Below are 22,532 nucleotides of genomic sequence, written 5' to 3'. Positions count from 1 at the left end.
ATGGGATTCTACCTTTACAAGGGGCTTAAAAAGCCCCTTGTATTCTTCGGACTCAAAGGGAAATACATCTTTTATGCAGTCGGTGTTATCGGAGCCGGGGTCATTTCCGCATTGGTACTCTCGAAGTTCGGTCTATTAGGCTCTTTACTAGGTCTTGTAGTCACCGCAGGAGGTGTTTATTTCATTTTCAAAAGACAGGATAAGTATGGTCTTTATGACAAGACCAAAAACTTCGATCAGATTTTAATTTTTCCAAAAAGATTAGACAGTAATAAACTTCTAAAGAATGGCAACAACAAAAAAACAAGCATTTAGCATTCCTTTTATCGGATATGATCATGGAAAGGATTTCAATTGGGATTTTGATGTACTTTTCGGACAGTACGGGAATCCTATCATTGGCATAAGGATAAAAAATATTGTAGAACAGTATTCGGCAGACCCGGATAGCTATCTCAATTTTCACACGGTTTTAAATCAGGTAGTGTCGATCATTGGAGAAGGAAGAATCGTTCAGAAGCTCGATATTTTCTCTAAAAAGAAATATACCGCAGAGCAATCCAACCAGTTTTTACAACAGAAATATTCAGAACACTTTGACGGAAGGCTTTTCAAAACCATAGAAACGGTATTGTTCTTCACGGATATTATTGATGATAAACTGAAAAAGAAAAATAAACACTATGATTTTTCAGAAAAAAGCTATAAAGAACTTCGGGATAAATGTCAAAAAGTATGGATGCTTTTAAAACAGAATGACTGTGAACCAGAGTTTTTATTTGAGAAAGATTTTGAATATTACATTTCTGGTGTTTTGTCGATGCAGTTTTCCGAATCTCCAATTTTCGATAACATAAAAAGTACCAACGAATTTTTACAGATTGGAAACCGTTTTGTGAAGAACATCTCTTACGTGGATGTAGAAAATATTGATCTGCCTTCAGAAATCGAACCTTATTCTGTTCTCGGCGGTAACGGTGCGGCAGCTGAAACGGCGGTTGATAATTTTAGTTTTATTAATGAAGTGGAAGACTACGAAACGATTATCTATAACCAGATCATTACGATTCCGCTTCAGGCACAACAGCAAAGGGAGCTGGATAAAAAGAAGAAAAAGCACGAAGGGGCAGCCAATAATTCTCCTTCCAATGCCATCATTGCAGACGAAATTCAGACCCTGCTTCATAATATAGCCATTGACGGGCAACTTGTTGTGAATGCTCATTTTTCGATTTTATTTTCCGCAAAAACTTTGGAGAAAATGGAGAACATTCAGTCGATGATAGAAAATAAATTATTCACAAAAGGAATCATTGTTTCTAAAAATGCCTACAATCAATTAGAACTCTTTCGATCAGCCATTCCGGGTAATGGAACAGAACTTCGAGAATACGATTTATTTATGACGACAAGCGAAGCGGCCTTGTGTTTTTTTTTTAAAGAAAGTTACCCAGTCAATGAAGAATCGAACTTTTACCTAAGATTTACCGACAGACAAGGTGTTCCGCTAAAAATAGACCCTTCGGATTTACCAATGAAAACAGGAAGAATTAATAACAGGAATAAATTCGTACTCGGACCCAGCGGATCAGGTAAGAGTTTTTTAATGAATAATATCATCGAGCAATATTTGACTTACAATTATGATGTAGTTATTGTTGATACAGGAGATTCTTATTCAGGAACCTGCAAATACAAAGGAGGAAGATACATTCAATATACCGAAGAAAAACCGATCACAATGAATCCTTTTCTGATGGATAAAAAAGAATTTAATATCGAAAAAATCGAATTTTTAACCAATTTGATTTTCTTGATCTGGCAAGGTCCCGATGCTGCAATGTCATCCGCACAAAAGTCTATACTAGATAATGTACTGATGTCCTATTATCATCAATACTTCAACTCTGGAACCGAGTGGTTTGAAAATAAAAGTTCTGAAGAATTGATGCTGTATTTAGGTAAATATAATATTCATGAATCAGATATTTATACCGAATATGAGAATGAATCCAACGGTAAACGTACTTACTATGATGTTTTGGGAATTACCTTCGATGCAAGTTCTGACGAAGTGAAAGATGCGGGAAGAAAGTTGTTGAAATTTTATCATCCCGATAAGAATGTTAATAATCCCGAATATGACAGTGAACAATTTTACAAAGTTTATGAAGCTTATGAAACTTTGAATGATGAAGAAAAAAGGAAAATCTATAATGAAACCCAATTGATTCTTATAAAATCAAATGAAATTATCAAACTGCCCAAAACGCCTGAAGATTGGTACAGTTCCTTTAGAAAAGCCATTATCAAGAAAATCATTGAATTAGAGGAAAAATTAGAAACGAAAGAGCTTTCCTTTAATGGATTTTATGATTATTGCGATCAATTTCTCCCCCTTTATTTAAACAACCGAAAGCACAGAATCACTGAGAAGGAATTTAATCTAAGAACATTTCTCTTTGTATTGAAAGATTTTTACAAAGGCGGAAGGTACGGAACCACTTTAAATGAAAGTGCAGATAATACGCTTTTTGATGAAACATTCATCGTTTTTGAAATTGACAACGTAAAAGATAATCCCAAACTCTTTCCGATCGTGACGCTCATTATTATGGATACTTTCATTCAGAAAATGAGGCTTAGAAAAGAGCGTAGAAAAGCCTTAATAATTGAAGAAGCGTGGAAAGCCATTGCAAGTAAATTGATGGGAGGCTACATCCTTTACTTATATAAAACCGTAAGGAAATTTTGGGGAGAAGCCGTAGTGGTAACGCAGGAGCTGGATGATATTATAGGAAATGCAGTGGTTAAAGATTCCATCATCAATAATTCGGACACTTTTATATTGCTTGACCAAACCAAATTCAAGGACAATTTCGACAAGATCGCATCACTGCTTTCACTCAATAAAGTAGAGCGAAACAAGATTTTTACCATCAATAATCTAAATAATAAGTTCGGTAGAAGTCGCTTCAAGGAATTTTATTTGAAAAGAGGTTCTAAAGGAGAGGTCTATGGAAATGAGGTTTCATTGGAGCAATATCTTACCTATACCACAGAAAAACCGGAGAAATCCGCTGTTGAATATTATGTTCATCAATATGGAAACTATGATGAAGCCCTGCGCAGAATAGTCGGTGATCTCAAAACCTTCGGAGACAGTCTGGAAAACTTAGTGTCACTAGTGAACTTATATCAAAATCCATTGGATGATAAAATCAATTCTTTCTACAGAATGATGAAAAAAGAACACAAAGGGAAGAATGTTTTCAAAGTCATCTCACAGGAATTAGAAGACCTTAATCTCAGTTTTTTAGAATTAATCAACCAAAAACAAGAGCTATATGAAAAAATTTAGTCTCAAAATAGTAATGCTTCTTTTCCCACTTTGTGGGACAATGGCATTGGCTCAAAACACCTATATCGATCCCACAGTAACGGCAGCAATGATTCTCTATTCTGAAAATCTGAAAGCCAAACAAAACGAAGTTATTGAGGAAACTTCAAAGTTAAAAGATGCGCAAACCTGGGTCGGAACACAGATGGTTGCAGCTAACGATATTCAGAATAAAATTCTGAAGGGCTTAAAAGAAGTTTCCGGGACACTGCAAAATGGTATTCAGGTGCAGGAGATCTACTCGGAACTCAATAAGTGTTACAATTATTCATCGCAGGTTGTACAACTAGCATCAGAACATCCTGAATATGCAATATTCGGAGTGAAAGCTTCACAAAAAACCTATGAGCAAAGTCTAAAGATCGTGACCGATGTATCTGATATTCTCGCATCCGGAGAATTGAATCTTGCTACTGCAGGAGACCGCTACAAAATCCTTCATAATATTTCCGGTAATGTGAAAAATCTAAAGCTTTGGCTTTTGGCGATAAAATTACGATTGGAAAAAGCCAATCGATTAGGATTCTGGAATTCCATTAATCCATTTGCAGGGTACATCAATACCGACAAAGGGATTGTTGAAAACATAATGAACAGGTACAAACGGAATTTTTAATTTTTTTTTTATGAAAAAAAGAATTCTTTTAAGCCTATTTATTCCCGCTGTTTATTTTATGTTGACATCCTCCGGTGGTAGCTCTACACCTGCTTGGCAACAGGAAAATGTTTCCTTTCCGATGATGGATATAGAAATCAATGCCACGATGAAAGAACACGACAGGCAAAAAGAAATGCGGCAAAAACAAACAGCAAATGCCACAGTAGAAACTGCCAACAGAGCCCAATGGAACCAATTCAAGGAAAAGATTACCAAAGTTCAGGACAGATTGCGAATTGTTTCATTTGCCATTCAAGCTATACCCACCGGAATAGCAATGAGCAGGGAAATAACTAAAATAACAAACAATCAGACTGCTATTATCAATGAAATAAACGATGCTCCCTATTCCATTATAGCCGTTTTGCCTTCTCAGGTTCAGTTTGTTGATGATCTGCAAATGGTAACACGGTTGGTAACCGGAATCATTTTGTCTTACGGAGCCATCAACCAAATGGAAAAATCAGAACGTAAAGTATTATTAGACTATGCTTTGGGTGAAGTAAAGGCGATAAGCAGAAATTCCACACATATGCTTTTGAAGATAAGGGATATTAAAGCCAAAGTAAAACGTAACAAAAGAGCCTTTCAATATTATGTCAATAGGGATAAGCAAGTAGTTGAAAGCATAATGGATAACATCAAATCTTTCTAAAATGAAATCGAAGATTCGCAATTCCATAACAAAAAAATAGTAATGATATGAGCAAAAAAATATTTTTTTCCGGAGTTTTATTCTTCTCTGTTGCATCTGTAAAAAGCCAGCAAATAGTAATTAATGATAAACTCCTTTCGCAAATCACCATAAACCACGGTGTTCGGTTAGGAAGCGAACAAACTTTTTTGGATTCCTATGAAAAGCAAAAAGAACTGTATGATGATATCAACAATAAAATCACGCAGATCATAGCGATTCAGGAGTACATCTATCAACAACTGAAAAATGTCAACTCGGCGCTTACCCAGAGTAAAAAACTTATCTACCTCTATCAATATCTCGGTAAAATCGTGACGAACTCCAATAAAATGCTGGATCTATCTGCGCAGCATCCTGAATATTCCGTCTTGGTTTCAAAATATTATGTTGAGATAGGTAAGCAAACAATGAAGCTTCAGCAGGAAGTTACCCAAGATATTCTCAATGAAGACAAAGATTTTCTGATGGATGCAATGGATAGAGAAATGCTGATTGAAAAGATCTTCACCCGTGTCAGAAATATCAATGGGAACATTTTGTACATCAATTTACGGTTAGAGAATGCCAAGAAGATCCCTTATCTGTACCAGGTTCCGGTTCTCCGCAATTACATCAATATAGACAAAGCCATTGTTGGCGACATCATCACTAAATACCATTACCTCTTTAATTAAAACATTATGGAAAATCTACTAAAAAAAATCAGTCTATTTCAATTTCTTTTGATTGCAATTTCCCTGTTTGGACAAGTCAGCGTCAAGAGATTAAATGACCCTTCCATTGTTGCTCAACATAAAAGAATGGTCTTTCAAGATTGGGGAGATTGGAGGCCTTATCCAAAATATTTTTTAGGCATTCAAACCAATTTTGCTTACGCCACGGTTTGGGGAATGTGGGCTCCAAAAATCAACAGGGATTATAAAGATGGGGAAGACATTCGACCATTAAAACCGACAGGGGTGCAAAATCAAAGATTTGCTCAATTGAAGTTTCAGGAGGAAGAAGCAAAAAAAATAAAAGCAGCTTCAGACACTATTCATAAAAGAAGTGTTCAGGATTTTGCCCATTGGACGTCCGCTACGGTGGATGCCGATCCTCTTTGGTTATTGTACTACAAACGAATGCTAAAACCCATTACCGAATTCCCCATTACACCGCAAAATTTTCTAGAATGGAGGCTGAAAGACCAGCAAACGTTTGAAACATTGAGTACTACAGGTACAATAACGAGACTTCAGGAAGAACTTGATCTCATCAAAGAAAAATATTCAATGTCCAGAAGTATGGATATGCCAAGAGGAAAACGGTTCATTATGTACCACGAAACCCTTATCAGATGGAGAAAATTTGTAAAGGAATTAAGGAAGCACAACAACAAGACAACAATTCTTACGGATTACAAGAATATTCTGAAAAACCATTCAAATTATGCTTTGCCACCTGCGTGGACACCGGCATCAGACCAGCAAATTGTTCAAAATATGATGAATCATTATAAACACCGATTTTAAAAATGAATAAAACGATAACATTAACTTTTTGCTTATTAGCAATTCTTTTACCTGTCATGGGTTTCGCCCAGACAGACGGCGATTACAGTAATCTACTCCAATTTTTAAAAGGAGATGGTGCCTTTGAGAAATGGTTTATGGAGGTTTTTACAAAGCTTGATAACAGTGTGCAAGATAGCGCCGCAGGATCTGCGTTAGTAGGAAAAGCAATAGGCGGTTTAGGTGCTCTAATGTACCTCGGGTACATGGGTTGGCAAATGGCAGCCGGAGATAGGGAATGGGAAATCACACCGATGCTGAAACCAATTCTTATCGGATTTACCCTTGTTTACTGGAGTGGATTTGTCAATATGATTCAAGCGCCATTTGAGGCCATTGCCGAACCCGGAATCTCAATTTTCAGCGAGATAGAATCAGAAGTTAACGACTTAAGGGTAGAGAGATTTAAGAAGCAGCAGCAGTTACTGGATGCAGTCATAAAATTGAAAGCGGAAGAAGATGCTAAGCAGGAAGTCATTGAAAATACCACTGAAGATGCTGATGATTCGTGGTATGACATCAGCGAAGGATTGGATAAATTGATTCAGCCTATCAAAGAATGGTCAATACGAATGGAATTCCAAATGCAAAAATTAGTCGCAGAACTCATTGAGTTTTGTTGCCTTTCCATCCTCCGAATTTGTGTATATCTCATTTTCTTCATTCAAAAAATATGGTCTTACATTTTAATCATTCTAGGTCCGATAGCTGTCGGAATGGCATTGATTCCCGGATTTGAAAATTCATTATACAGTTGGGTATCCAAATTTATCAATATCAATCTGTACACTTTTGTTGCCTACACCATTATCAACATTGGTCAGCAATTGATCGCATCGGGCTATACAATGGAGATCGAAAGGTATGACACCCTATTATCCAACGGAACGATTACCAACTTAGACGCTTTAATGGTGTACGTTTCAAATTCCGGAATGATCTATAACCAGCTCTTTACCTGTGTTGCCTATGTTGTAACAGGAATCGGAGTTTTAATTACCCCTACAATTGCAGACAGTATTGTTTCAGCCGGAGGGGCGGGGGCGATGACCAAAATGAAAAGTGCAGCAGGAAAAATGGCAAGCAGTGCAAAGACAGCAATATTGGCAGCTAAAACCGGGGGTGCTTCTGTAGCAGCAGCTACGGCAAAAAATGCAGCAGCAGGTTCAGCATCAGGAAGAGTTCAGGAAGCGATGAAAAACGGAAAATAAATCTCTTAAGAATGACCAACAACCAAACACTATCAACCAACAACTAAAATAAAAATGCTTATCAAAAATATAGAACAAAGAATTAAAATCAATAAGGTCATTTCAATCTCAACCATTGTTTTTGCCGTTTTCATTGTCATTGCCGGATTTTTCTTTGCATACAGGATGATTGAGGATTCCAGAAAATCCATTTACATTTTAGACAATGGGGTTCCGGTTCTTGCTAAGCAAACAGATGTCCTCTTGAATCGACCTGTTGAATACAAAGCACAGATAGAACTTTTCCACCGATTGTTTTTCACGCTCGCACCAGATGATACCTATATCAAGGATAATATTCAAAAGTCATTGTATCTCATTGATGACAGCGGAAAAAAAGAATATACCAACTTAAAAGAAAAAGGTTTTTACAATCAGATCATCGCCTCCAGTTCGATGGTAAGTATCCATACCGATTCAATTGCACTGAATATGGAACAGAAGAAATTCTCTTTTTTCGGGAAACAAATGATCACAAGAAAATCCTCTGTCATTACCAGAAAGCTCATCACCGAAGGTTTCTTTGAAGATATCATCAGAAGTCCCAATAATCCTCACGGTGTGATTCTTAAAAACTGGCGAATCATCAATAACGAAGAACTATCCAATCAAAACAAAAACTCTTACTAAAATGAATACGACATTAAAACAAAAGGGTCAGAAATGGCTACAGTGGGCAGTTCAAAATCCAAAGAAATTCTTCACGTATTCAATGATTCTACTGTCGGTTTCATTTATTGGGTCTCTCATTCAAGGTGTCTTTTTCCCTTCCGAAACGGCTTTCAAAATAAGGCCTCCTGTTCTCTATTCAAAAAGTAAGATGAGTCAAGATTTGCCCGTCAACAATGATAAAGAAATGGAAAAAATCGTGAATGAACTCAAGTCTTTAAAAGTAAAAAGAGACCAAAATTCTTTACAAAAAGAAGACAGCTTACGAATCGACTACCTGTTTAACCAATACCAAAATTTAAAAAATGGACATTAAAAAAATAAATTTTAAAGAAAAAAAATATGTTTTGCCGCTTTTGGCTCTGCCGTTTCTTTTTCTTTTTGCTTACGTAGGAGCGCAGTTTGTCAAAGAGGACACTTCTGAAAAAGACAAGCCAAAAGAATTATCTCTTTCACTGGGTGATACGCAGGATTCTATTATGAGCAAAAATGATGCTTATGATGCTTTTTTCAAAAAAGAGGATAACAGAACAATGCTTGGTGGATTGGACAAAGAAGAAGACAGTTTATTGAACTATGATGACCAGTTGTCATTAGCGCAAAAAAGAAAAATAGATTCACTAAAAGCAGTCAATAGCAGACAAAACGGATACCAGGCAAAAGGAAATCAATCCTCCTATTACAAACCAAATCAATCACAAAGGGACGATAAAGATTACAACAGGTCTTCAGAAATCATAAAAATGCTGAATGACAAATCTTACGGAAACCAAGAATATAAATACGCTGATACACCAAAAGAAAAGACACAAAGTGTCCAACCAGACCCTGTAAAATACCTGAAAGAACAAATGCTCGTGATGGATTCTTTAGAAAAATCCCGTGATCCTGAGTACCAAAGTAAACTCGCAGCAGAACAAAAACTGAAGTCCAATAAAGAGAAAATGGAAGATTTTCTTAATTCAACTTTCAATGTGAGCAAATCCGGAATCAACAGTGGTTTCAATGCTTTCTATAAAGAAAAAGAGAACAGTTTTATCAAAGCAGTGATTGATGAAAACAACAAAGGATTTTTAGGAAGCCGGATCAGATTTCGATTGTTGGAAGACATCTTTGTCGGGAACAAAAAAATAAGCAAAGGTTCGATATTATATGGACAAATCTCTGGGTTTTCAATGCAAAGAGTCAATCTCAATATTGTGTCGGTCTTTACCAAAGGAGAAATCTATCCTGTCAATCTCTCCATTTATGATGTTGACGGGATGAAGGGATTGTACGTTCCGCAAAGTGTTTTCAGAGATATGATGCGGGAAATGGGAACCAACTCGGTTCAGGGCACACAAATGGATATCGGCGGAAAAGGATTCTTCTCAAGCATCGGAACCAGCCTGTTTACATCAACATCCAAATCTATTGCCAACCTGATCAAAGAGAACAAAGCGAAATTGAAATACAATTCTTACGTCTTTTTAATCGACGAAAAACAACTGAAAGATTCACTAAACCAACAAAAAAAATAGAACAATGAAACTTACTTTATATATCCTTTTACTATTGGTGTCAAATTTTTTAACTGCACAAACTGCAACCAAAGAACAGATTATTTCCGATTTACCGGAAATTGAAATTACTGAAGGTATCAACCTTCATATTATTTCACCAGAACCAATTCAATATGTCGATTTGTCAACAGAAAAACTAACTGGAGATTTGCCCACTACCAATATTGCCAGAATAAAGATCACAGACAATGCTAATTCAGATGAGAAAAGAAAAATCAAAACACCTTCCTTTTTTTTTAATGGAGATAAAATCGGAGTGATAACCGTTGTTGCGCAGTCTTTCATCGCACAGTACAAAGTGGTGCATAGAAACCAGGACAACCTCAATACGATTACCAATATCCATATTCAACCCGAAGCGATGCAGCCCATTGAGTTTGAAAAAATGACGTTTTCAAATCTTGAATTAAGAAAATTCGCAATGGACATTATTCAGAAAAAATCTGAGAAAAATCCGATAAGGGAAGAAAAAAATTTCAAACTAAGTTTTCAGCTCAATAATGTCTATGTAATTAGTGATTACATCTTTTTAGATATGACCATCAAAAATAATTCAAACCTAAGCTATGACATTGAGGATTTGAAATTCTCCTTAGAAGATAAAAAAATCCATAAGGCAACTAATAACCAAAGTGTAGATCTTACCCCAATTTTACAACTGAATCCCCAGAAACACTTCAGAAAAAATTTCAGAAATATTTATGTTTTTAAAAAATTCACTTACCCAAACAGTAAAGTGATGATGATTCGTCTCATTGAAGAACAACTTTCTGGACGAACCATCGAAATGAAGGTCAACTATTCTGAAATTCTAAAAGCTGATACATTTTAAAATAATGGACACAAGTGTATTAATTATTACAATCCTGCTTTGCTTATCTATATTCTTCTTTTTGCTTTGTATGCATGAGATATATCAATCTAAAAAAAGATCAATAAAGTATATGCAGACCCTGCAAGAAAAAAAAATGGAATTAGCTGAAAAGCTCGAAGAATTACAAAACTACCATATTGAATTGACAAAAAAGGAGGAAGATTTTAAAAATATGGGTAAACAAATAATGCACAATGCTAAATGTTGGGAAAATTTAAAAAAATCATCAAAAGAACATATAGTTCGTAATTCACAAAATTAAAATAATGCAAGAACAACAACATCAAATAAAGATTTATGGCTTTCTACAAAAAGCAGTGTATGCGGTCGTCGCATTAGATTGTGCTTCGCTTTTTTACCTTAATGCTGATGTTCAGGTAGTGTCCAACTTATTGAAAAATTTTTCAAAGCTGAGTTTTATCTACCCACCAATCAATGCCAAATTTGCAACCTTGATTTTGATAGGATTAGTTGCGATTGGTACAAAAGCCAAGAAAAAGAAAGACCTCAATGTTGCTAAGGAAATTGTCGTTCCTATGATTTTGGGATTACTGATGATTTTCTCTTCGCTGATATGGCAAAATGAGGCAGGAAATGCAAAGCTTCCAAAAGTATTTCCAGGCTTCAATCTCTATCAAGTAATCTATGCAGTTCTCTCTTTCTTAGGAGCCGTTATTCTTCAAATGGGTGCAGACAGTATTTCAAAACTGGTGCAGCAGAAAATGGGAAAAGACCGATGGAACGTTGAAGAAGAATCTTTCGATCAGAATCGAGAATTAATGAACACTGATACTTCGATTAACATTCCTTATATCTTCAGATATAACAATAAAACACATGAAGGGTATATTAATATTGATCCTTTCAGAGGAACAATGGTCATCGGAACACCGGGCAGCGGAAAATCTTTCGGAGTCATTAATCCTTCAATCCGACAAATGATTGCCAAAGGTTTTTGTCTCTGCATCTACGATTTTAAATTTCCTGATCTAGCGCAAATCGCCTACTACCATTATTTGTTGAAAAAAAGTAAGGAAGCAGACTACGATTACAATTTCCACGTCATTAATCTGAACGAGGTTGAAAAATCAAAACGAGTCAATCCGTTTCATAAAAAGTACATCCAAACTTTAGCAGAAGCTCAGGAAATGGCAGAATCAATGGTGTCATCTTTACAAAAAGGAGGCTCAAGTTCAGGAGGTGGTTCTGAAGCTTTCTTTACCCAATCAGCGATCAATTTCCTTTCGTCCTGCATTTATTTTTTTGCAACATTCGAAAATGGAAAATATTCGGATCTGCCTCATATTCTTTCCTTTATGAACCGCAGTTATAAAGAAATTTTCGACACGCTTTTTACCAACGAAGAAATTTTCTCTTTGCTTTCACCTTTCAAAACGGCTTATGACAACAAAGCATTTGACCAATTGGAAGGACAAATCGGAACACTCAAAATTTTCCTTTCCCGATTGGCAACCAAAGAAAGTTTTTGGGTGTTTTCAGGAGATGAAGTGGAATTGAAGATAACCGACAGAGATAATCCTTCTATTATTATTCTGGCATCAGACCCGGGAACACAGGATATTAATTCTGCATTGTATTCTTCGGTATTAAACAGGACTTTAAGATTGATCAATTCCAAACACAATTTGCCGGGAGGAATTATTGCAGACGAATTTCCTACAATTTATATTCATAAAATTGACAACATTGTAGCCACTGCGAGAAGCAACAGAGTTGCTGTTTTATTAGGCCTTCAGGAGCTTCCACAACTTCGACAATTTTACAAAAAGGAAGTTGCTGATACGATTTCTGCCATTGTTGGAAATATTCTTTCCGGTTCTGCCAGAGACAAAAATACATTGGATTGGTTAGAGAAACTATTTGGGAAAATTAAACAGAAATCATACTCGCAATCTATTTCCCAACAAGGAACAACCACTAGCATTAATGAAAAAATGGACAATATGATTCCTGCAGGAAAAATCGCAGCCTTGAAAACAGGAGAGATGGTTGGGATGATAGCGCAAGGAGAAGAAAATGATGTGCAAGAATATAAAACGTCCGCAGTGAATGGTAAAATTAATTTAGATATGAAAGCGATTCAAGAAGAAGAAAAAAACTATGTGAAAATGCCGTCATATTACTCTTTTGTAGATAAAAAGGGGGTTAATCGCAAAGAAGAGGTGTTGATGACCAATTTTAGAAAAATCAATAAAGAAGTTGAACTCATTGTGAATGAAAATATAAAAGCTGCATAAAATGAAAAAACTAAAATACACATTTACTTTGATGGCGCTGTTTTACAGTAGCTTATCATCTGCGCAATTCAATACGATTATACCAACATTACCAAAAAAATCTGAAAATATAAAAGTATCAGATAAAACTAACATTGACGAACCGGTAAACCAGAAAAAGAATAAAAAAACGTGGAAAGAGGTTTTAAACATCATCACAAAATCAGATCTGAAAAATCAAATTGATTCCCTGAAAATACTCATTAAAGAATATGGAAGTGTAAAGGATGAAGGGATAAATGACATTGAAAAACTCAAAACTTCTTTAACGCAACTCACACAAAATCAGCTTGAAGATCATAGAGAAACATCAAAGAAGCAGGCTGCAGTTACGACTTATGATTTTGTAGATGAACCAAAAAAATATTTTTCAAAAATTGTAATGCCACTTAAAAATAAATTGACAGTAACATCATCTTATGGAACCAGAACGCATCCCATTTTCGGAAGCAAAAAAATGCACAACGGGATCGACCTTAAAGCCAACTATGAAAATGTCTATTCCGTAATAGATGGAATTGTTACGGCAACCGGTTGGGATTCTAAAGGCGGTGGAAATTTCATCAAAGTAAAACATTTCAACCGTTTTGAAACAACCTATATGCACTTATCAGAGATCTATTATCGGATTGGCGAAAAAGTAAAAGCTGGTTTTATCATTGGGAAAAGTGGCAATTCCGGAAATTCCACAGGACCTCATTTACATTTTTCGGTAAAGGAATTTGGGCAAAATATCAATCCTTCTCATTTTTTAAACGACCTCATAAAAGTTAACAATTTAATAGCAACATACAATGAATAACACAACCTTACCCACAGAAGAACTAAAAAAATACGGAATAATCAATGAAGATTTATCATTCTCTACAAAGCTAAATGAGGATGATATTCAGAAATTTTTGAAGGGATATACCATCGTTGCAGACAACGACAAGAATAGGGCGACCTTTCAGCTTACGGATAATAATACCAAACTGAAGGTCATCTTTTTAGAACGAGATAAAAGTATTGATGAGATTCTCAAAAACAGTAAAGCCAATATTGAATATTCCAATATTCAAGACCTTTCAAAATCAGAAAAAGAATTGATTTATGAAAAAAAGGCTTTCATTTTCGACAAAGAAACCAATAAGGTGGTTGAGTTTGATCTCATTAAAAACACAAGAGAATTAACTGCAATTATTGCAGATAAAAGAGATGTAGCAGAAACCAACCTCTACAAAAATGAACTTATGAAACTGAAATCTTTTCTACAGGATAAAATTGACCAGTTCCCAGAAATGGCAAAAGAAATCGCTAAGGATCTGAATATCGTTTCCAAAGAGATAGGAACAGTTGATGGAATTTCTAAAAAGCAGCATCAATCACAGGAGCAGAATAAATCTGACATTCAGCTAAATGTAAATGACCCCGATGTCTATCAAGACGCCAATAGAATGAGAGAGGAAAACAAAGAACAAGAAGAGGAAGTAGAAAAGTCACGAAGATTTAGAAGGTAAATTTAAAACTAAAAAATGGAAGATAAATTATCTTGGTTTGAGAAGCTTGTAATTCCGAGAACAACGGCTTATAAAGATTTTGTTCGTGAAATGAAAACTACTCCGCCTGAACAATTTTTCAGGGATGGAGAAAGGAAGTTTTCTGATCGGGAGAAAAAGTTTATGCAGATTTATAAATCCACGGCAAATCAAATAGTTCAAGGCTCTGCCTACACTGTAAATACAATCTTCAATGCGGATACTGATACTTCCGTGAAAATTAATTTTAAAAGTTTAGCTGAAGTAGTACGCTTTATGGATAAACAGAAAATCGATGGTAGAATCTTAATCATACAAGATAACCATGCTTTTACAGAAGTGACTATTGGTAATGAAGCGGCAAAGCAAATATATCTTTCAGATTCTTGGGCAAATGAATTGGAGTTAAGGACAGACTTAAGTTTAGGAATGACAACTTCAGAAATTGATGAACGGCAAGCCGATCATTTCCGAAAATATGAAATGGAAACAGATAGATCAACCATCGAAATAAATACCTCTATTGAAAAGACTAAAGATCAAATAGAAAGCACATTAAGCTTTGACTGGGAAGAAAATAGTCTTGGATTTGATGACCTATTTTCAGAAGAAGACTTTGAAGAAAATTTAACCCCTGCATCTAATCTTCCGGACGGCTGGACCTGGAACGATTACGATGATGGAAGTGGCTCGCTCAAGAGTCCAAGCGGTCATAGGTATTACAGCTATGATCTGCAAACTCAGGAATATACATTACCGTACGGTCGGCGAGAATGGACAGGTATGAGAGATTTTTATGATGCTCCAAAAAGTTTGAACGAATTCAAAAGCTATGTCGAAAACGACTTAAAAGCAAAAGCGGTGCAAAATAATCTTAATCCGAAACTTTCCGAAGAGGAAAAAAATGATATTCTCAATTACAGGATCTTTATGAAAGAAAACGAATTCATACTGGAGAACTTGCAGATCACAGCGAACCAAGGAAAAGCTTATTCAGAAAAAATGGAATTCGGAACAACAGATGGAGATTATTCTCTTACAAAGGCACAAATGGACACAATCCCAAATGTTATTGATGGTCATACGTTGTCAAAAAATGACAACTACGAATTGGCTTTCGGCCTATTGGAAAAACAGCTATATGGGGAATCCTACGAATTATTGGATAGCGGTGAAATTCTAAAAAATTATCTGGATGAAAATGTTTTTTCAAGACACAGAATATTAACAATGAATGATATAAAGTTTAACAATCAAAACCCAAACATTATGGAAACACAGAACGAATATGAACCATCTCAGTATCCGAAATTTCAGTTAAAATATCTTGGTTTCGGAGAAGGAGAACAACTGCACAAAGATTTAGAAAACGGAATTAATGCTCCCGAAAAAGAGTTCGAAATTAAAACCACCTCCGACAAAACGATGCCTGGAAATGAAATGGAATTCACGTTAAAATTCAATAAGATAGAAAATGGAAGTGTCTTTATGAATTTTTATAATGCTAAACTCACTAAAGAAAATGGCGACGTTATCTCCCACAATTTTCCTGTTAACAGGGTAAATACATTTACTGCTAAAGAAGCAGTCAACCTTTTGGAAGGGCGTACGGTAAAAATAGAATTTCACAATCCGAAAACAGAAAAAATAGAACCTGCATTTGCCAAACTGAATTTTAACGAACCCAAAACTGAAAAAGGAAATTATAATTTCCAGAATTTTTACAAAAATTATGGTGTTGATACGGCTCAGATCGTAGAAAAATCCAAACTGATCTTCGATAAGCCGGAATGGAAGGAAAGTACCATCAAATCTTTGGAAAAAGGAAATATCGTCAAGGTAAAATTTGAATTGGACGATAAAGTGGTAGAAGGCAAAGCGGTACTGAATCCGCAATACAAAAATCTGAATCTGTATGATTCCGATATGAACAGAATCAATACCAACAAGCCTTTAGAAGGTTTGGAACAAGACAACAAGCACGAAAAAAATAACGTGAAAGAACAAAGTATTAAACGCTAAATAAGACTTTCAACCGATCATTTATTTCCCAGCGGCAAGTCACAATAAAGGAGACTGCCGCTTTTTTAAACCCTATATCTATGAAAAAACTTTTAATACTACCCAGCTTGTTTTTTCTTTTTGTAAGCACTTCCTGCCACAAAGAAATCAAATCCGAAAAAGGAGGAATCGATGTTGTCTCCAATGTATATTTTGATGTTTCCAAAAATCTGAACAATATCCAAAGTTTTCATTTGTCAAGCCTTAGTTATTCAGGAGATTCCATTATAGAAAGGATTCCGGATGCTGATGCTCCCGAAATAACCCAACAGATTTATTTCATTAAAGATTCATTGTGCTATGCTATTGAAAATGAAAATCCCGGCAAAATTATTCTGTCAGACATCATAAAGAAACAAAAGCCGCTTCCTGTTGAAAAGAAAAAAGGAGGAACATTGTTTTCTCAGGAAAAAATCCCCAATTACAGAAACAGAAAAAATCTGAGTGATACGGTTTTGTTTAAGAAAAAATACAAACGATTTGAAATCAACTCACCTTGGATGTACACCCGGTTTTACATTTATCCAACGGATACTATTTTACCGTACTCTATTTACAAACACGCGGAAAAGGACTACCACGGAAGGCTCGAAAGGATTGATTCTTACAATAAAAAGACGGACATATTCGTGACGCTTCAATTAATATCAAGAAAAAACTGGGACAGTGAAGCCAAAGAAATTTTTGAATTTAACCACTTCATAAAAAACAGAAAAAAGTGAAAGATGAAGATTTTTTTAATGAGATAAATGATGACATTTCTGTAGTTGAAGGAAATAAAAAGGAACTGATTGTTTTCACAAACAGTAAGGATACGCTTTCATTCTTGGAGCTTCTTCAATTGAACAAGCAGGTCAATAATAGAACACTTATAACCCTTAATTCAGGTTCAAATAGCAAAAAGTTTCTCAATAGATACCAGAATTATGATGGCAAAATGTTTCTTTGTTTTACCGGGGATAGAGCGGGAAATGCAATAACCAGGAAAATTCTTACAGAATTTAATGGCAAAAATATCAAAGACGTTCGTTCTTTGTATGAAATTTCTGAAAATGGGAATCAAGACCTGACCGAATATTTAGAGAATAAACTTAATCTTCAAGATAAAAATACTAATTTAGTTGAACCAAAAATTTCTGAAAATGAAAGCAATGCAATTGAATCCGGAACAACATCCGATTCTCAGCAAGTGGGAAACGGAACACCTGAACACAACACTGGAGAACTTAGCGCTAAAATCCAATCCGAGCAAAACGGAATTTACGGAAGCGGACAAGCAGTGGGCAGCAACAATGCTGGAAATGGACTTGCAGGCACAGAGCGGAGCCATTTGGGAAACCGAGACCGAGGAAGAAGACCCGATGGCGACTCACAACAGAATGATGATGAAAAAAATGAGGGAAGAGAACATTCCTTGGGCGGAATCGTATCCGGGAGAATTGTATCCGATAGAGGAAGATCCGATGGAAGAATTACTGAAGGAAGACCTTCCGAGATAAGTGGAAATTCTACAAACAATGTAGAATTAGATACTTTAATTTCAAAATATAAAGGTCAAAAACTGACCAATGATCAAGTTGCAGAAGTAGTTTCTGCAGCTTGTTTTGTTTCCGACAATCACAAAATTAATTTGAAGGAAAATCTTAACATCACTGCTGATTTAAAAGAAATCTGCAATCAGTTCCGAAGTGGCGGAACTTCAAAAGAAGGACGAGGAATTTTAGATGAATATTACACGCAGGATAAAATTGTTGATGCAGTTCATAATTTAATTAAAGACCATTTTAAAACTCAAACTGAAATTTCCGTTTTAGAACCCAGCGTCGGAACTGGAAATTTTATTTATGCTACTCACGAATTATCTGTAAATTCTAAAATTACAGGATTTGAGATCAACAACACCACCGCAAAAATTGCTAAACTTTTACATCCCGAATCTGACATCAATCTTCGTTCGTTTGAAACTGAATTCATTGATGAGAAAGGAAATAAAAAGGACTTTTCTAAGAAATACGATTTGGTTATCGGGAATCCGCCCTATGGTGAACACCGTGGGTTTTACAAAGGTTTGGGAGAAGAGCCTAAAATTTCAAAATACGAAGATTATTTCGTTAAACGGTCTTTGGATTCACTAAAACCTAATGGAGTTTTGGCAATGGTACTTCCATCATCTTGGCTGAACCGTCGAAGCAATTTAAAAAATGCCAATATTCTGGAAGGTTTCCGCTTACCCAACGGAGCTTTTGCAGGAACACAGATCGGAACCGATATTATCATTTTAAGAAAAAACAATCACAATATTTCAAACGATATTTCCAATTATTTTGAAAATAATCCAACAAGAATTTTGGGAGAAATCCGAGAAAAAACCAATCGTTTTGGTCGATTAGAAAACTATATCCACGGAAATTTAGATGAAGCTTTATTTAAAATTGAACAGTTTAAAAATAGGAAAGAAACCCAACGGATCGGAAATCTGTTTGAAGATTTGTTTTTAGAGGAAGAACCTAAAGTTGAAAATAAAGTTCCTGTACCCAAAAAAGGAAGTGCAGAAATCGAAGATTCTACGAGGATTGAAAACCAAAATGAAAATGAAGTAAATGTAATAGAAACTCAAGAAAAAATTGAACTGGTACTTTCTAAACTCAATAACATCAAGTTTAAATCTCCCACAATTACGAATGAAATTAGCAAGTATGAAAAACTGCGCGAAGATCTAATCACAAAGCCGACATCGTTTTCTGATGAAAAATTAAAAGATTTGATTGAAAAAAGTGACAGGATTATTTCTATTCACAATACGAGAGCCGAGAAGGAATATCAAGTTCAAACAAAACCGCAACTAAAGAAAGGTGTTTTAAAATATCAATTCTCCAAACAGGATGAAATTGTAAATACTTCCTTACAAAACAGTTCTGATATTACGAAAGAACAAATTGAAGCATTCAGAGATACATCTTATGACGGCACATTAAATAATCGCGGAAAGCACTATCAATTTGCGAACTTCATTGATGGAAACTGGGTTCACGATTTTTATTACACTGAAGGAAATATTTACGCGAAACTGGAACAATTGGAGCGGGATTTTTCTGATAAAAATGCAGTTGGAGGAACAGAAAACCAATACAAAAAACAAAAAGCATTATTAGAAAATGTCCTACCAAAAGCGAAATCGCTAGATGAGATTTATATCAGTCCGAACCACGAGTTCGTACACAAGTTTGAGTTAGGTCAAGTAGAAAAAGACCAATATAATCATATTACAAAACGTACCGAATCAGTCATCGTAGATTACAATCTTGCCGAAAGATTCAAAGATTTTGTAGGCACTTTGTCAAGTGAAGTCTTTGCGGGTTCTTCAGCTTGGGAAGTGCGAAGTTTTGTAGATAACGAAACAGTTACAGGAAGCGATAAAGAGAGGAATGCGTTAGTCAGGGAAAGGCGGAAAGCTGCTGCGAATGATTTGTTTTACAAGTTTGTTCGGGAAGAACTTTCCGATGATATTAGAAATCGTTTTGTAACAGAATTCAACAGAAATTACAATAACATCCACGTTCCGGATTATTCTAAATTCCCATTATTTTCAAGAATTTATCTGCATTTCAAAGGTCAGGAATTGCGTTTGACCGAAGTTCAGAAAGCAGGAATCGGAAGACAGACCGCAAAAGGAGTAGGGCTCTTAGCGCACGAAGTGGGTTTTGGTAAAACGCTTTCCGGAATCCTTTCTATGCACGAAGCAATGGAGCGAGGAAATGCGAAAAGACCGATCATCGTAGTTCCGAATGACAGTATTTTGAAACAATGGGTGGAAACGATTTTTGAAACGATTCCCAATGCGAAAGTCAATGTTTTAGGGAATTTAGGGAAAGATTATGATCTCTCAAAATTTGACAACAAAGACGGAGAAATTACCATCGTTACTTATGAGGGCTTTAATAATATCGGGTTTTCATCAGAAATAACCGAAGAACTTTCTTCAAAATTCAGCTACATCTCTGCAAGCGAAATGAAAAGCGTTACCAATACTGAAAGAGACCTCCAAATTGAACTTCAGAAAGAAAAGGAGATTGAGGGAAAAATGAAGCGTGGAAAAATCTATGACTGGGAAGATTTTGGATTCGACCATTTAACTTACGACGAAGTTCACAATGCCAATCATATTGTAGGAAAAGTAAAGATTGAAGACCGAAGATTTGCTTCCGATTTCAGAAGTCAAAACCAACAGACCTCCAAATTGGGAATCAATACATGGATGGCGGCTCAGTACATTCAAGACAAAAATGACGGAAGAAATGTAACATTGCTTTCCGCAACGCCTTTTACGAACAAACCTTTGGAATATTATTCTATCCTTTCTTTAATAGCAAATAAACGTTTGGAAGAATCGGGATATTTTAATGTGAATACATTCTTCGAGACCTTTATGGAAGCGGATAATGATATGGAGATTGATGCAAAAGGTGATGTGAAGTTTAAAGCCAATGTTCGGAGATTTAAAAACAATTCGCTGTTTCAGCAATTACTTTCGGAATTCATTGATATAAAAGGAGAGGAGGATAACCCTGAATTGATCCGTCCGAATAAAATTAACAAAGAGTATAAAATTAAGCAGAATGACCTGACAAGAGAACAATATGACTTGCTCAATGAAAATTTCAGTGAAACTGAAAAGGGAGCAATTCTAACGCATATTCTCAATGCCCGATTAATTGCAATTTCGCCGTACCTATCACCATATTATGATGATGAAGAACCTTCTGTAAAAGAATTTATAGAAAATGCTCCGAAGCTGAAACAGACGATGGATTTAATAAGGCAGAACAAAAAAGATCTTCCCGAATCCGGACAAATCATTTATTCTGAATTAGCTGTTGCTCAATTTCCAAAACTGAAAGAATATCTCATAACAGAAATTGGTTACAAACTCGAAGAAATCGGAATTATTACCGGAGCTACCAATAAAAATCAAAGAATTGCTATTCAAAATGATTTTAATGAGGGAAAAATTAAAGTGGTTATCGGAAGTGAGGCCATTCAGGAAGGAATGAATCTTCAGGAAAACACAACCGATGTTTATATGCTTACTTTGCCCTATAATTTTACTTCACTTCGACAAGTGGAAGGACGGGCTTGGAGGCAAGGAAATATAAACGAAAATGTGAGAATCAATTTTATGCTGACTAATGACAGTATTGATGTTTTTATGCTTCAAAAACTGCAATCCAAACAGGCTAGATATTTAGAAGCAATGAAAAAAGGAGCCGATGTTTTGGATATTTCGGATATCAGTACACAAGAGCTTAAAACATCCATCATTACCAATCCCGAAACCAGAGCCAACATTGAAATCGAATTATTGAAAAAAAGGATTGAAAGTGAGAAAAACAAGCATCTCGCAGATAGTGCTTTTGTATTGAGAAAATACGAAGATGTTTTGAAAGTAAAAGAGTTGGTGACCAAAGCTGAATATTCTTATAATAGGATTGAAGGCTATTCAAAAAATGGAGATGGAAATGCTGACTATTGGGCAACCCAATTACCATCATATCAAAAAACAATTGACCTGCATAAAGCTCAAGTTCAAGAAGTAATTGAAAATCTTGCTGAAAAAGGAGTGAATGTTACAGAAATTGAATTTCAAACAAAAGCTACTGAAGAGAAAATTGCGGAATTGGATAGAAAGTTGGAAGAGCTGCCGGAGATAAAGAATAATTTAATAACTCAATATAAGAATGAAAAAGATGAACAAATGAAAATTAATGAGCAAAGATATTATGTCAAAGAAAGAGCCCTTGAGAATAAAACTCTTTTTGGTACTAACCAGCTTGAATCAGGAACTATGCATAAAGTAAATCAATTGTTGAAGCAGGAGGGAAAATACGAGCAAAATTTTTCGACATCATCAGGGAGGAAAAGATAAATCAAACTCAGCGACAATCTTTTTCAGAGTGAAAAAGGTGTCTTTGTGTAAGTGATACAAATGGCATACTTCTA

The 22,532-nt window shown here is 35.4% G+C and carries 18 protein-coding genes; all 18 read left to right on the top strand.

Annotation, left to right across the window (positions count from 1 at the left end; all coding sequences use genetic code 11):
- The 18 genes from IW16_RS06705 to IW16_RS06620 all read left to right on the top strand — a co-directional run bounded on the left by IW16_RS06705 (position 1) and on the right by IW16_RS06620 (position 22,458).
- Positions 1-315 carry a DUF4133 domain-containing protein gene (locus IW16_RS06705; protein WP_034741339.1) on the top strand — a complete coding sequence of 105 codons (315 nt, stop codon included), beginning with the start codon at positions 1-3 and terminating at the stop codon, positions 313-315.
- Positions 287-3,361 (top strand): TraG family conjugative transposon ATPase, encoded by a 3,075-nt coding sequence (locus IW16_RS06700; protein WP_034741337.1) that lies wholly within the window; start codon positions 287-289, stop codon positions 3,359-3,361. Before IW16_RS06705 ends, IW16_RS06700 begins: the two co-directional genes overlap by 29 nt.
- Positions 3,348-4,016, top strand: coding sequence for a hypothetical protein (locus IW16_RS06695; protein WP_034741335.1), 669 nt, complete (start codon positions 3,348-3,350; stop codon positions 4,014-4,016). The genes IW16_RS06700 and IW16_RS06695 overlap by 14 nt, the downstream gene beginning before the upstream one ends.
- Positions 4,017-4,026: 10 nt before the next feature.
- Positions 4,027-4,713, top strand: coding sequence for a hypothetical protein (locus IW16_RS06690; protein ID WP_034741333.1), 687 nt, complete (start codon positions 4,027-4,029; stop codon positions 4,711-4,713).
- A gap of 47 nt (positions 4,714-4,760) precedes the next feature.
- Positions 4,761-5,429, top strand: coding sequence for a hypothetical protein (locus IW16_RS06685; protein WP_034741330.1), 669 nt, complete (start codon positions 4,761-4,763; stop codon positions 5,427-5,429).
- A gap of 6 nt (positions 5,430-5,435) precedes the next feature.
- Positions 5,436-6,266 carry a hypothetical protein gene (locus tag IW16_RS06680; RefSeq protein ID WP_034741327.1) on the top strand — a complete coding sequence of 277 codons (831 nt, stop codon included), beginning with the start codon at positions 5,436-5,438 and terminating at the stop codon, positions 6,264-6,266.
- Positions 6,267-6,268: 2 nt separating this feature from the next.
- Complete coding sequence (locus IW16_RS06675; RefSeq protein ID WP_034741324.1) at positions 6,269-7,516, top strand: membrane protein; 1,248 nt, start codon at positions 6,269-6,271, stop codon at positions 7,514-7,516.
- A gap of 54 nt (positions 7,517-7,570) precedes the next feature.
- Complete coding sequence (traK, locus tag IW16_RS06670) at positions 7,571-8,185, top strand: conjugative transposon protein TraK (RefSeq protein ID WP_034741321.1); 615 nt, start codon at positions 7,571-7,573, stop codon at positions 8,183-8,185.
- 1 nt (position 8,186) lies between these two features.
- A complete protein-coding gene (locus IW16_RS06665; RefSeq protein ID WP_034741318.1) occupies positions 8,187-8,540 on the top strand; it encodes a hypothetical protein in 354 nt (117 codons plus the stop codon).
- Positions 8,536-9,744 carry a conjugative transposon protein TraM gene (gene traM / locus IW16_RS06660; RefSeq protein ID WP_034742675.1) on the top strand — a complete coding sequence of 403 codons (1,209 nt, stop codon included), beginning with the start codon at positions 8,536-8,538 and terminating at the stop codon, positions 9,742-9,744. Before IW16_RS06665 ends, traM begins: the two co-directional genes overlap by 5 nt.
- A 4-nt stretch (positions 9,745-9,748) precedes the next feature.
- Positions 9,749-10,618: a DUF4138 domain-containing protein gene (locus IW16_RS06655; protein WP_034741315.1), complete on the top strand. Its 870-nt coding sequence runs from the start codon at positions 9,749-9,751 to the stop codon at positions 10,616-10,618.
- A gap of 4 nt (positions 10,619-10,622) precedes the next feature.
- Positions 10,623-10,922 (top strand): hypothetical protein, encoded by a 300-nt coding sequence (locus IW16_RS06650; RefSeq protein WP_117590628.1) that lies wholly within the window; start codon positions 10,623-10,625, stop codon positions 10,920-10,922.
- Between the two features lie 4 nt (positions 10,923-10,926).
- Complete coding sequence (locus IW16_RS06645) at positions 10,927-12,918, top strand: type IV secretion system DNA-binding domain-containing protein (RefSeq protein WP_034741309.1); 1,992 nt, start codon at positions 10,927-10,929, stop codon at positions 12,916-12,918.
- A gap of 1 nt (position 12,919) precedes the next feature.
- A complete protein-coding gene (locus IW16_RS06640; protein ID WP_034741306.1) occupies positions 12,920-13,759 on the top strand; it encodes a M23 family metallopeptidase in 840 nt (279 codons plus the stop codon).
- Entirely contained in the window at positions 13,752-14,456 is a 705-nt protein-coding gene (locus tag IW16_RS06635) for a hypothetical protein (protein ID WP_034741303.1), read from the top strand. The genes IW16_RS06640 and IW16_RS06635 overlap by 8 nt, the downstream gene beginning before the upstream one ends.
- 15 nt (positions 14,457-14,471) lie before the next feature.
- Positions 14,472-16,496 (top strand): hypothetical protein, encoded by a 2,025-nt coding sequence (locus IW16_RS25625; RefSeq protein WP_051889985.1) that lies wholly within the window; start codon positions 14,472-14,474, stop codon positions 16,494-16,496.
- Between the two features lie 80 nt (positions 16,497-16,576).
- The gene (locus IW16_RS06625) at positions 16,577-17,257 is read left to right on the top strand and encodes a hypothetical protein (protein WP_034741300.1); all 681 of its coding nucleotides are present in this window, start codon (positions 16,577-16,579) and stop codon (positions 17,255-17,257) included.
- Positions 17,254-22,458: an Eco57I restriction-modification methylase domain-containing protein gene (locus IW16_RS06620; RefSeq protein WP_051889983.1), complete on the top strand. Its 5,205-nt coding sequence runs from the start codon at positions 17,254-17,256 to the stop codon at positions 22,456-22,458. Before IW16_RS06625 ends, IW16_RS06620 begins: the two co-directional genes overlap by 4 nt.
- Positions 22,459-22,532 lie beyond the last annotated feature (74 nt).

Origin of the sequence: Chryseobacterium vrystaatense, from assembly GCF_000737765.1 — a bacterium.
In the GTDB taxonomy this organism is placed as follows: Bacteria; Bacteroidota; Bacteroidia; order Flavobacteriales; family Weeksellaceae; genus Chryseobacterium; species Chryseobacterium vrystaatense.
Note: the sequence above shows the minus strand (reverse complement) of the source record. Positions and strands in the feature narration are given on the sequence as shown.

Coding starts and splice junctions, on each gene's coding strand:
- IW16_RS06665 (WP_034741318.1), top strand. CDS start 8,187: ATGAATACGACATTAAAACAAAAGGGTCAGAAATGGCTACAGTGGGCA.
- IW16_RS06685 (WP_034741330.1), top strand. CDS start 4,761: ATGAGCAAAAAAATATTTTTTTCCGGAGTTTTATTCTTCTCTGTTGCA.
- IW16_RS06650 (WP_117590628.1), top strand. CDS start 10,623: ATGGACACAAGTGTATTAATTATTACAATCCTGCTTTGCTTATCTATA.
- IW16_RS06640 (WP_034741306.1), top strand. CDS start 12,920: ATGAAAAAACTAAAATACACATTTACTTTGATGGCGCTGTTTTACAGT.
- IW16_RS06635 (WP_034741303.1), top strand. CDS start 13,752: ATGAATAACACAACCTTACCCACAGAAGAACTAAAAAAATACGGAATA.
- IW16_RS06705 (WP_034741339.1), top strand. CDS start 1: ATGGGATTCTACCTTTACAAGGGGCTTAAAAAGCCCCTTGTATTCTTC.
- traK (WP_034741321.1), top strand. CDS start 7,571: ATGCTTATCAAAAATATAGAACAAAGAATTAAAATCAATAAGGTCATT.
- IW16_RS06655 (WP_034741315.1), top strand. CDS start 9,749: ATGAAACTTACTTTATATATCCTTTTACTATTGGTGTCAAATTTTTTA.
- IW16_RS06680 (WP_034741327.1), top strand. CDS start 5,436: ATGGAAAATCTACTAAAAAAAATCAGTCTATTTCAATTTCTTTTGATT.
- IW16_RS06700 (WP_034741337.1), top strand. CDS start 287: ATGGCAACAACAAAAAAACAAGCATTTAGCATTCCTTTTATCGGATAT.
- IW16_RS06625 (WP_034741300.1), top strand. CDS start 16,577: ATGAAAAAACTTTTAATACTACCCAGCTTGTTTTTTCTTTTTGTAAGC.
- IW16_RS06675 (WP_034741324.1), top strand. CDS start 6,269: ATGAATAAAACGATAACATTAACTTTTTGCTTATTAGCAATTCTTTTA.
- IW16_RS06645 (WP_034741309.1), top strand. CDS start 10,927: ATGCAAGAACAACAACATCAAATAAAGATTTATGGCTTTCTACAAAAA.
- IW16_RS06690 (WP_034741333.1), top strand. CDS start 4,027: ATGAAAAAAAGAATTCTTTTAAGCCTATTTATTCCCGCTGTTTATTTT.
- IW16_RS25625 (WP_051889985.1), top strand. CDS start 14,472: ATGGAAGATAAATTATCTTGGTTTGAGAAGCTTGTAATTCCGAGAACA.
- IW16_RS06695 (WP_034741335.1), top strand. CDS start 3,348: ATGAAAAAATTTAGTCTCAAAATAGTAATGCTTCTTTTCCCACTTTGT.